The sequence below is a fragment of the Nocardia abscessus NBRC 100374 genome (assembly GCF_000308455.1).
Classification (GTDB): Bacteria; Actinomycetota; Actinomycetes; order Mycobacteriales; family Mycobacteriaceae; genus Nocardia; species Nocardia abscessus.
The window spans coordinates 62,004-72,416 of sequence record NZ_BAFP01000049.1; the positions used below are offsets into that span (position 1 = coordinate 62,004).

Here is a 10,413-nt window from a genome sequence, read left to right on the forward strand (position 1 = left end):
CGGTCAGTTGATCGCGGAGCATTACCGCCTGGTCGAGCGGATTGGTAGCGGCGGCACGGGCGTGGTCTGGCGTGCCGTCGACGAACGCCTCCAGCGCTCCGTGGCCGTCAAGCAGATCCACATCCAACCGAGCTTGCCCGAGGCCGAACGCGTCGTGGTGCGCCAACGCGCGATCCGGGAGGCCCGCAACGCCGCCCGCTTCCAGCATCCGAACGCGATCGTCGTGTTCGACATCACCGAGCACGAGGGCGATCCCTGCCTGGTGATGGAGTACCTGAAGTCCAAGAGCCTGGCCGCGGTGATCGGCGCCCAGGGCACCTTGCCGCTGACCCAGGTCGCGCGGATCGGCGAGCAGGTCGCCTCGGCGCTGATCGCCGCGCACCAGGCGGGCATCGTGCACCGTGACGTGAAACCGGGCAACATCCTGCTCGATGATCACGGGACGGTGAAGATCACCGACTTCGGCATCTCCCGCGCGACCGGCGACGTCACGCTCACCGAGACCGGACTGATCTGCGGCACCGCCGCCTATCTCGCGCCCGAGGTCGCCCGCGGCTCCGATCCCACTCCGGCGTCCGACGTGTTCGCGCTGGGCGCGACACTGTTCCACGCGCTGGAGGGCGAACCGCCCTACGGCGCCGGTTCCAATCCGCTCGCGGTGCTCTACGCCGCCGCCAATGGCCAGCTGAGCGAACCGCGCAACGCGGGCCCCGCGACGGATTTCCTGCTCGACCTGCTCAGCCCGGAGCCGTCCGAGCGCCCGAGCATGCGGGCGGCGCGCGACCACCTCGCCGCGTTCGCCGACGCCGGTCCCGCGCCGGTTTCCGTCGGGTTCGTGCCTGCCAGCGAAGCGTTCGCGCGGCCGAGAGCGGGCGACTCCGAATCGGCGACCCGCACACTGCGGCCGTCGGCGATGGCGTCGGCGCCCTACACGCCCACCGAGCGCCAGCCGCGCCCCCGTCCCGCGCCCGCGCGGCCGGCCAATTCCCATCCGGACACCGCGGCGCATCCCCGAACCATGGCGCAGCCGCGCCCGACGCCGACGCGAGGGTCGGGAGGGAACCGGCGCGCGGTGCTGATCGGTGCGCTGATCGGCGCGGTCGTGGTGGCCGGAGCAATCCTGGTGAACATGCTGAGTTCGTCGGGTTCGACCACCAACGCAGCGCAGGACAGTACGTCGTCGGTGGTCTCCTCGACCCGTCCAGGCGGCAACACGACGTCCGCCGCGGCCCCGGTGGGGGAGACGAAGAGCGTCGGCAAGGCCGACCCACGGCAATCCATCGATTACGTGGTGGACTTCTTCAACAATCTGACGTACTCGAGCTTCTCCTCCGCGTGGAAACAGCTGACCCCCGCAGCCCAGCAGGTGTACGGCAGTCAGCAAGCCTTCGAGACCTACTGGACGCAGAATCGGGTCACGGGCTTCAACACCGTCGACACGGCCGGTGGCGGTAGCGGTACCAACGCGGACGGTTCGGTGGACGTCAATGTGGCCAGTGTGACCTATGGCGGCCAGAACAAGTCCGTGACGCTTCGGGTGATCAACCCCGGCAACGGATCTGTGCTGATCGACAGCGACACGCACTGACGCCGGCGTCCGAATTCCGAGGTGCAGCCGGAAGCGGCTGCCGAACGCCCGGGTTCGCTGTGGTGGCATGAAGCCGCGATAGATCTCGCCGCCCCGGACCACGCGGATAACGGTTGGCGTCGGCCCATTAGGCTGGTAGCTGCAACTTTCCTGTTGCGGAATCCGCTGGAGACAAGGACCGACACCACATGACAACCCGCATCGAGCTCGCCCGCGTCGATCTGCGCGGTCGTACTCCCTCCGTCGCCGAGCTGCGCGCCGCGCTGCCGCGTGGGGGAGTCGACGTGGACTCGGTGCTGCATCAGGTGCGTCCGGTGGTGGAGGCGATCCGCGATCAGGGTGTGTCGGCGGCCCTCGAGTTCAGCGAGCGCTTCGACGGAGTGATCCCGCCGACGGTGCGGGTGCCCGCGGCCGAGCTGGAAGCCGCGCTGGAGCGGCTGGACCCGGCGGTCCGCGCGGCGCTGGAGGAGTCCATCGCCCGGGCGCGCAAGGTGCACGCCGATCAGCGGCGCACCGACAAGACCACCGAGGTGGTGCCGGGCGGCACCGTCACCGAGCGCTGGGTGCCCGTCGAGCGGGTCGGCCTGTATGTGCCGGGCGGAAACGCCGTCTACCCGTCCAGCGTCGTGATGAACGTGGTGCCTGCGCAGACCGCGGGCGTCGGCTCGCTGGTGGTGGCCTCGCCGCCGCAGGCGCAGTTCGGCGGGCTGCCGCACCCCACCATCCTCGCCGCCGCGCAGCTGCTCGGCGTCGACGAAGTGTGGGCGGTCGGCGGCGCTCAGGGTGTCGCGCTGCTGTCCTACGGCGGCGTCGACACCGACGGCGCGCAGCTGGAGCCGGTCGACCTGATCACCGGGCCGGGCAACATCTACGTCACCGCGGCGAAGCGGCTGTGCCGCGGCCTGGTCGGCATCGACGCCGAGGCGGGCCCCACCGAGATCGCCATCCTCGCCGACGCGACCGCCGATCCGGTGCACGTCGCCGCCGACCTGATCAGCCAGGCCGAGCACGACGTGCTGGCCGCCAGCGTGCTGGTCACCGACAGCGCGCAGCTGGCCGACGCGGTGGACGCGGCGCTGACCGCGCAGCTGACCGTGGTCAAGCACGCCCACCGGGTGAGCGAGGCGCTGCGCGGCAAGCAGTCCGGCACCGTCTTGGTCGACGACATCGAGCAGGGCCTGCGCGTGGTGAATGCCTACGCCGCCGAACACCTGGAGATCCAGACCACGGACGCGCCCGCGGTCGCGGCCCGGGTGCGCAGCGCCGGAGCGGTGTTCGTCGGCGCGTACGCGCCGGTCAGCCTGGGTGACTACTGCGCGGGCTCCAACCACGTGCTGCCGACCGCGGGGTGCGCACGGCACTCCTCGGGGCTGAGCGTGCAAACCTTCCTGCGCGGGATCCACGTCGTGGAGTACACCGAAGCGGCGCTGAAGGACGTCGCGGGCCACGTGGTGGCGCTGGCGAACGCGGAAGACCTGCCCGCGCACGGCCAGGCCGTGCAGGCGCGTTTCGAGGCGCTGTCGTGACGCGCGCGGTGAGCGCGCCCGGCGCCGAGCTGACCCTGGACGAACTGCCGCTGCGGGAGAACCTGCGGGGCAAGAAGCCCTACGGCGCACCACAATTGACGGTTCCCGTGCAGCTGAACACGAACGAGAACCCGCACCCGCCGAGCCGGGCGCTGATCGACGATGTGGCCGAGTCGATCCGCGCCGCCGCCGCCGACCTGCACCGCTACCCCGACCGCGACGCCGTCGCGCTGCGCACCGATCTGGCGCGGTATCTCACCGCGCAGACCGGCATCGCGCTGGACACCGGCAATGTCTGGGCGGCCAACGGCTCCAACGAGATCCTGCAGCAGCTGTTGCAGGCCTTCGGCGGACCGGGCCGCAGCGCACTGGGTTTCGTGCCCTCCTACTCGATGCACCCGATCATCTCCGAGGGCATCGACACCGAGTGGATCGAGGCCAAGCGCAGCGCCGACTTCTCCCTCGACATCGACCACGCACTGGTCGCCATCGCCGAGCGCAGGCCCGACGTGGTGTTCGTGACCAGTCCGAACAACCCCACCGGGCACAGCATCCCGCAGCAGGATCTGGCGCGCATCCTCGCCGCCGCGCCCGGCATCGTGGTGGTGGACGAGGCCTACGGCGAGTTCTCGGCACAGCCCAGCGCCATCGGGCTGATCGCGCAGTTTCCGGCGAAACTCGTGGTGACCAGGACGATGAGCAAGGCGTTCGCGTTCGCGGGCGGTCGGCTCGGCTACCTGGTCGCCGCGCCCGCGGTGATCGAGGCGATGCTGCTGGTGCGGCTGCCCTACCACCTCTCGGTGGTTACCCAGGTCGCCGCCCGCGCCGCCCTGCGGCATGCCGACGAGACCCTCGGCAGCGTCGCCGAACTGGCCGCGCAGCGCGACCGGGTGGCGGCGGCGCTGCGGGAGCAGGGTTACGACGTGATCCCCAGCGACGCCAACTTCCTGCTGTTCGGCCGTTTCGCCGACGCCGCGCGCACCTGGCAGCGCTATCTCGATCACGGCGTGCTGATCCGCGACGTCGGCATCCCCGGCTATCTGCGCACCACCATCGGCCTCGCCGCCGAGAACGACGAACTGCTGCGGGTCAGCGGCCTGCTGGCCGGCACCGACCGCGCACCGCGATGAACCAGCGCCGGGAAGCCCTCGGCGACAACCCCGATTGGACATGAGCATGAGCAGGACCGCCCGGGTGGAGCGGGTCACCAAGGAATCCAGCATCCTCGTGGAGCTGGATCTGGACGGCACCGGTAAGACCGAGATCGCCACCGGCGTGCCGTTCTACGACCACATGCTGACCGCGCTCGGCGCGCACGCCAGCTTCGACCTGACCGTGCGCGCGGAGGGTGACATCGAGATCGAGGCGCACCACACCGTCGAGGACACCGCGATCGTGTTCGGTCAGGCACTCGGCAAGGCGCTGGGCGACAAGACGGGCATCCGCCGGTTCGGCGACGCCTACATTCCGATGGACGAGACGCTGGCGCACGCCGCGGTCGACGTGTCCGGCCGCCCCTACTGCGTGCACACCGGCGAGCCGGATCACCTGGTCCACACGGTGATCCCCGGCTCCGGTCCCGGTGCGCCGTATTCCACCGTGCTCAACCGCCACGTATTCGAGTCGATCGCGCTGAACGCCCGCATCGCCCTGCACGTCCGGGTGCTCTACGGCCGCGATCAGCACCACGTCACCGAGGCCGAATTCAAGGCGGTGGCGCGCGCGCTGCGCGCCGCGGTGGAACCCGACCCGCGGGTGAGCGGTGTCCCGTCGACGAAGGGAACGCTGTGACCGCGAAATCCGTGGCGCTGCTGGACTACGGCTCGGGCAACCTGCACTCGGCCGAACGGGCGCTGGCGAGGGCGGGCGCGCGCGTCGAGGTGACCGCCGACCCGGAGGTCGTGCTGGCTGCCGATGGTCTGGTCGTGCCGGGCGTCGGGGCTTTCGCCGCCTGCATGGCGGGTTTGCGCGGGGTGCGCGGCGAGCGCCTGATCGGTCAGCGGCTGGCCGGTGGGCGCCCGGTGCTCGGCATCTGCGTGGGCATGCAGATCCTGTTCGAGCGGGGCGTCGAGTTCGGCGAGGAGACCGACGGGTGCGCCGAATGGCCCGGCACGGTCGAGCGGCTGTCCGCGCCGGTGCTGCCGCACATGGGCTGGAACACCGTCTCCGCTCCGTCCGACAGCGTCCTGTTCGCGGGCCTCGACACCGGCACCCGCTTGTACTTCGTGCACTCCTATGCCGCACAGGCTTGGGATCTGCCGCCCAGTGAGCACTTCGCGGCGCCCAAGTTGACCTGGGCCGAGCACGGGGTGCCGTTCCTCGCGGCGGTGGAGAACGGCGCGCTGTCGGCGACGCAGTTCCATCCGGAGAAGTCCGGCGACGCGGGCGCGCACCTGCTGCGCAACTGGGTGAACTCACTGTAGGGGCGAATCCCGCGCACCGGGGGCGCGCGGGATCCTGCCGGGTCAGCGCGAGCGAACCTTGCTGACCAGCCAGCGTCCGTCGACGTTGTCCACCGTCACGGTCATGGCCATGCGGCTGGTCTGCGGGAGACCGTCGGTTTCGTCGCTGGTCACCGTCCGGACCACGTCGACGTCCACCTCGGCCCGGTTGTCGTCGCCGGAGACGACGCGGCAGTCGGCCGAGTTGGCCTCGGCGCGGATGTGCGCGGCCTCCGCGCTCGACTGGATATTGCTTCGGAAGTTCTCGAACTCGGCGCGGAACTCTCCGGTGCTGAGGTCGAGCATCCGGCGCGCGTGCTCGCCGAACCGCGCGTAGTCGTATGTCGCCGCGGCGGAGCCGAATTCACATCCCGCCAGGCGCGCGTCCTCGGGCGGGGCGGCGGTGGCGGCGGGTGCGGCGACGAAGGCCGCGGAGCAGGCTGCTGCCGAAAGCGACAGGGCAGCAGCGATTGTGGATCGTGACATGCACTTCCTCGGTGCGAGGTGGAAGCGGCGACCGGGGGTGATCGCCGAGCGGAGACGATACCGCCCGCGCCGCCAGTGCCGCGGCGATCTCGCGACGGGTTCCACCTCGGAGCTGCCGCCGGTTTCGCGGCTCGAGCATCCGCCGCGCTCCAGTTCGGGCAGGCGACGTAGCACCGCGCTCGCTACGGAGAGCGAGTGGTCGATCTCAGGGCAGATTGCGGCGCACCCGGCGCCTCCATCCTCTATTTGTGGCCACGCGCGTCGATCCTGTTCGACGACCGGCACGCGCACACGCTCGCCGAGATCGAACGCGCGGCGACGGAGTTCCAGATCGGACAGGGTCTGCGGATCGCGGCCGCCGCGGTGACGGCACTGTGCGCGGTGCTCGCCGCTCTGGCGTGCTACCGCGCACGCGTGCTCGCCACCCGCTGATCACGGCCGGGTGCCGGTGGACCAGACCGGGGTGGTCTGCACCCGGGACAGGCGCCAGCCTTCTCCGGTGCGCACCGCGTCGAAGCGGTAGATCTCGCCGAGGGTGAATCGCGGCTGCGGAATCGTCCCGTCGGAGGAGGCGGGCGCGAAGGTGGCGATCAGGTTGGCCCGGACATCGGCCGCGTCGCCGCGCAGGTCGATCAGCACATTGCCGATGAGGTGCTGGATTCGTTTGTCGTCGCTGTGGTTTCGGCTCGCCTGTGCGATCAGCGCGTCGCGGCCCTCGGCCGTGCCGCCGGGGGTCTTCGCGGTCGCGTCCGAGGTGTAGATCGCCCGAAGGTCGTCGAAGCGGCCCTCGTCCAAGGCTCGGCCGAGGCGGTCGACCAGGGCGGTGATCTGCTGGCGGTCCAGCAGCTCGCGCACCTCTGGCGCAGGGGTCGCGGAGGCGGCGGTCAGGGCGGCCAAGGGGAGGGCAAGCAAGGGGAGGACCGAGCGAATGTTGCGCATCAAAGCAGCCTCTCGAGGAGAACGTTGGCTAGTCCAACGTTGGCGTTACCAACGTACCAAACCGTGGGGGACGCCAACAAGTCTTGTTAGGGTGGCCGCATGGACATCGCGCACGAAGACGCCGCGGGACGGCTCCGGGTCCTGCCCACCAGGCTGGTCAATCAGGTCGCGCTGGTGGCGAATCGGGCGACCGAGCGGGCACTGGAGCCCACCGGCTCCCGGCGTCACCACTACGCGCTGCTGGCCACGCTCGGGGAGTTCGGTCCGGCCAGCCAGGCGGAGCTGGGCAGGCGCACCCGCATCGACCGCAGTGACGTGGTCGCGGCGGTGAACGATCTCGCCGCTCGCGGCTTGGTCGAGCGCAGCTCCGATCCCGCCGACCGGCGCCGCAACATCGTCACCCTCACCGCCGCGGGCGCCCGGCACCTGGACGAGCTCGACGCGCGCCTGGCGGTCGCCCAGGACGAGTTGCTCGCCGGCTTCTCCGAAGGGGACCGGCGCACCCTGGTCACCCTGCTGACCCGCATCCTGGACGCCCACCGCGGCTGACCCGCGCCGGTGATCGAGGTCCCATTCGCCCAGGCCCTGCACCCGGACGCGACCGGGTAACCACTAGGCTGCTCTCGTGAGTCTTGTGCTGCTACCCGCCGTCGATGTCGCCAACGGAGAGGCCGTGCGCCTCGTGCAAGGAGAGGCCGGAAGCGAAACCAGCTACGGCTCGCCTCGCGAGGCGGCGCTGGCCTGGCAGGAAGCCGGCGCGGAATGGGTGCATCTGGTCGACCTGGACGCCGCCTTCGGGCGCGGCTCGAATCGGGAGCTGCTCGCGGGCGTCGTCGGCGAGCTCGACGTCAAGGTGGAACTGTCCGGCGGCATTCGCGACGACGAGAGCCTGGAGGCGGCCCTGGCCACCGGCTGCGCCCGGGTCAACCTCGGCACCGCCGCGCTGGAGGACCCGGTGTGGTGCGCGAAGGCCATCGCCCGGCACGGCGAGCGCATCGCCGTAGGCCTGGACGTGCGCATCATCGACGGCGAGTACCGGCTGCGCGGCCGCGGCTGGGTCAGCGACGGCGGCGACCTGTGGGAGGTACTCGAGCGCCTGGAACGCGACGGCTGCTCGCGATACGTGGTGACCGACGTGACCAAGGACGGCACGCTCACCGGCCCGAACCTCGACCTGCTGCGTGAGGTCTGCGCGGCCACCGACGCCCCGGTCATCGCCTCCGGCGGCGTGTCCACCATCGCCGACCTGGTCGCGATCGCCGAACTCGTGCCGGACGGCGTCGAGGGGTCGATCGTCGGCAAGGCGCTCTACGCGGGCCGGTTCACCCTGCCCGAGGCGCTGGCCGCGGTGAGATGACCCAGGACCTGTCGAGACTGCTCGCGGAGGCGAGCGAGGTCCTGGACTCGGTAAACTCTCGGTTCATCGAGGGCATCGGCGCGCCGAGCGCGGTCACCAAGGGCCGCAACGATTTCGCCACCGAGCTGGATCTGGAACTGGAGCGCACCGTCTCCGCCGAGTTGCGGCGGCGCACCGGCATCGAGGTACACGGTGAGGAGTTCGGCGGCCCGCAGCTCACCTCCGGCACCGCGTGGGTGCTCGACCCGATCGACGGCACCTTCAATTACTCGTCCGGGCATCCGCTCTCGGGCATGCTGCTCGCGCTGGTGCGCGACGGGGAACCGGTGCTCGGCCTGACCTGGCTGCCGCTGCTCGGCCGCCGCTACGCCGCCATGGCCGGAGGCCCGGTGCTGCTGGACGGCAAGCCGCTGCCGCCGCTGCCGCACGGCAAGCTCGCCGAGGCCATGATCGGCTTCGGCACGTTCAACGTCGACTCGAACGGCCGCATCCCCGGACAATTCCGCTTCGACCTGCTCGGCCCGTTGAGCAGGTTGTCCTCCCGGGTGCGCATGCACGGCTCGACCGGCATCGACCTGGCGTTCACCGCGTCCGGTGTGCTCGGCGGCACGATCGTGTTCGGGCACCATCCCTGGGACAACGCGGCGGGCGTCGCCCTGGTGCGCGCGGCGGGCGGGGTGGTCACCGACCTGGTGGGCCGGCCGTGGACCATCACCTCCGGCTCCGTGCTCGCGGCCGCGCCCGGCGTGCACGAAGAACTGCTCGACATGATCTGCGCGGTCGCCGATCCGGCGGCCGCGGAGGAAGGGTGAGGCAATGACGTTGGCCGTACGAGTGATCCCGTGTCTGGACGTCGACGCGGGGCGGGTGGTCAAGGGCGTCAACTTCGAAAACCTGCGCGACGCGGGTGATCCCGTCGAACTGGCCGCCCTCTACGACGCGCAGGGCGCCGACGAGCTGACCTTCCTCGACGTGACCGCCTCCACCGGCGACCGCGGCACCATGATCGACGTGGTGACCCGAACCGCCGAGCAGATCTTCATCCCGCTCACCGTGGGCGGCGGAGTGCGCACCGTCGAGGACGTGGACCGCCTGCTGCGCGCGGGCGCGGACAAGGTCTCGGTGAACACCGCCGCGATCGCGCGGCCGGAGGTGCTGCGCGAGATGTCCGAGCGATTCGGCTCCCAGTGCATCGTGCTGTCGGTGGACGCGCGCACCGTCCCGAACGGGCAGCCGGACACCACCTCCGGCTGGGAGGTGACCACGCACGGCGGCAAACGCGGCACCGGCATCGACGCCGTCGAATGGGCGGTGCGCGGCGCCGAACTCGGGGTCGGCGAGATCCTGCTGAATTCGATGGACGCCGACGGCACCAAAGCCGGTTTCGACCTGCCGATGATCCGTGCCGTGCGAGCGGCCGTCACGGTTCCGGTGATCGCCAGCGGGGGAGCGGGCGCGGTGGAGCACTTCGCTCCGGCTGTGCACGCGGGCGCCGATGCGGTGCTCGCGGCCAGCGTGTTCCACTTCGGTGACCTCACCATCGGCCAGGTCAAGGATTCGATGCGGGCGGAGAAGATCGTCATCCGGTAACGACTGGCGGGAATCCGCCGAGCTGGAAGGCGGACCGGACCGGCGCGGTTGCTTCGGGCATGAGCATCGGAATCGCGCTGTCCCCGTTCGCCCTCGACGCCACGGACAACGCCGTGGACGCGGCGGTGTCGCTGGGCGAGTCGGCGGCCGCCGCCGGAGTGTCGTCACTGTGGTTCGGCCAGACGTTCAGCCACGACGCCATCGCGCTGGCCGGAATCGTCGGCCGCGCGGTGCCCGAACTCGCGGTCGGCACCTCTGCGGTGCCGATCACGGCGCGTCATCCGCTGTTGATCTCCGGTCAGGCGCAGACCGCGCAGGCGGCCACCGGCGGCCGGTTCACCCTCGGGCTCGGGCTCGGCGCGAAATCCTTCGCCGAACCGGCGTTCGGCGGTTCGTTCGACCGGCCGATCACCCGGCTGCGCGAGTTCCTCACCGCGCTGCGCACCGTGCTGCACACCGGCACGGTGGACTTCCACGGCGAGACGC

At 70.9% G+C, this 10,413-nt stretch carries 13 protein-coding genes; 11 read left to right on the plus strand and 2 right to left on the minus strand.

Features of this window, described 5'->3' with window-relative positions; genetic code table 11:
* Nucleotides 1-7: 7 nt before the first annotated feature.
* The 5 genes from ON19_RS10355 (at nt 8) to hisH (ending at nt 5,537) form a co-directional block, all read left to right on the plus strand.
* On the plus strand, nt 8-1,588 hold the full coding sequence (locus ON19_RS10355; protein ID WP_043689516.1) for a serine/threonine-protein kinase: 1,581 nt from the start codon (nt 8-10) through the stop codon (nt 1,586-1,588).
* Nucleotides 1,589-1,776: 188 nt separating this feature from the next.
* Nucleotides 1,777-3,114 carry a histidinol dehydrogenase gene (gene hisD, locus ON19_RS10360; protein WP_043689518.1) on the plus strand — a complete coding sequence of 446 codons (1,338 nt, stop codon included), beginning with the start codon at nt 1,777-1,779 and terminating at the stop codon, nt 3,112-3,114.
* Nucleotides 3,111-4,244, plus strand: a complete 1,134-nt coding sequence (locus ON19_RS10365) for a histidinol-phosphate transaminase (RefSeq protein ID WP_043689521.1) — start codon at nt 3,111-3,113, stop codon at nt 4,242-4,244. The genes hisD and ON19_RS10365 overlap by 4 nt, the downstream gene beginning before the upstream one ends.
* A gap of 40 nt (nt 4,245-4,284) precedes the next feature.
* A complete protein-coding gene (gene hisB / locus ON19_RS10370; RefSeq protein WP_174377682.1) occupies nt 4,285-4,905 on the plus strand; it encodes an imidazoleglycerol-phosphate dehydratase HisB in 621 nt (206 codons plus the stop codon).
* Entirely contained in the window at nt 4,902-5,537 is a 636-nt protein-coding gene (hisH, locus tag ON19_RS10375; RefSeq protein WP_043689522.1) for an imidazole glycerol phosphate synthase subunit HisH, read from the plus strand. Before hisB ends, hisH begins: the two co-directional genes overlap by 4 nt.
* Nucleotides 5,538-5,579: 42 nt before the next feature.
* Here hisH and ON19_RS10380 read toward each other — a convergent pair whose 3' ends face one another.
* Nucleotides 5,580-6,041, minus strand: coding sequence for an Rv1363c family protein (locus tag ON19_RS10380; protein ID WP_157229648.1), 462 nt, complete (start codon nt 6,039-6,041; stop codon nt 5,580-5,582).
* 195 nt (nt 6,042-6,236) lie between these two features.
* Between ON19_RS10380 and ON19_RS10385 the strand changes: the two genes are divergently transcribed.
* A complete protein-coding gene (locus ON19_RS10385; protein WP_174377683.1) occupies nt 6,237-6,473 on the plus strand; it encodes a hypothetical protein in 237 nt (78 codons plus the stop codon).
* Here the strand turns inward: ON19_RS10385 and ON19_RS10390 are convergent, their stop codons facing one another.
* On the minus strand, nt 6,474-6,980 hold the full coding sequence (locus ON19_RS10390) for a nuclear transport factor 2 family protein (RefSeq protein ID WP_083899269.1): 507 nt from the start codon (nt 6,978-6,980) through the stop codon (nt 6,474-6,476).
* A 99-nt stretch (nt 6,981-7,079) separates the two neighbouring features.
* Here ON19_RS10390 and ON19_RS10395 point away from each other — a divergent pair, with 99 nt between their 5' ends.
* The 5 genes from ON19_RS10395 to ON19_RS10415 form a co-directional block, all read left to right on the plus strand.
* Complete coding sequence (locus ON19_RS10395) at nt 7,080-7,529, plus strand: MarR family winged helix-turn-helix transcriptional regulator (RefSeq protein WP_043689525.1); 450 nt, start codon at nt 7,080-7,082, stop codon at nt 7,527-7,529.
* A 76-nt stretch (nt 7,530-7,605) separates the two neighbouring features.
* Entirely contained in the window at nt 7,606-8,337 is a 732-nt protein-coding gene (gene priA, locus ON19_RS10400) for a bifunctional 1-(5-phosphoribosyl)-5-((5-phosphoribosylamino)methylideneamino)imidazole-4-carboxamide isomerase/phosphoribosylanthranilate isomerase PriA (protein WP_043689526.1), read from the plus strand.
* Nucleotides 8,334-9,149, plus strand: coding sequence for an inositol monophosphatase family protein (locus ON19_RS10405; RefSeq protein ID WP_043689527.1), 816 nt, complete (start codon nt 8,334-8,336; stop codon nt 9,147-9,149). Before priA ends, ON19_RS10405 begins: the two co-directional genes overlap by 4 nt.
* A 4-nt stretch (nt 9,150-9,153) precedes the next feature.
* Nucleotides 9,154-9,927, plus strand: coding sequence for an imidazole glycerol phosphate synthase subunit HisF (hisF, locus tag ON19_RS10410; RefSeq protein WP_043689528.1), 774 nt, complete (start codon nt 9,154-9,156; stop codon nt 9,925-9,927).
* A gap of 59 nt (nt 9,928-9,986) precedes the next feature.
* Nucleotides 9,987-10,413 (plus strand): LLM class flavin-dependent oxidoreductase (locus tag ON19_RS10415; RefSeq protein ID WP_043689529.1); only part of this gene is annotated, 427 nt, incomplete at its 3' end.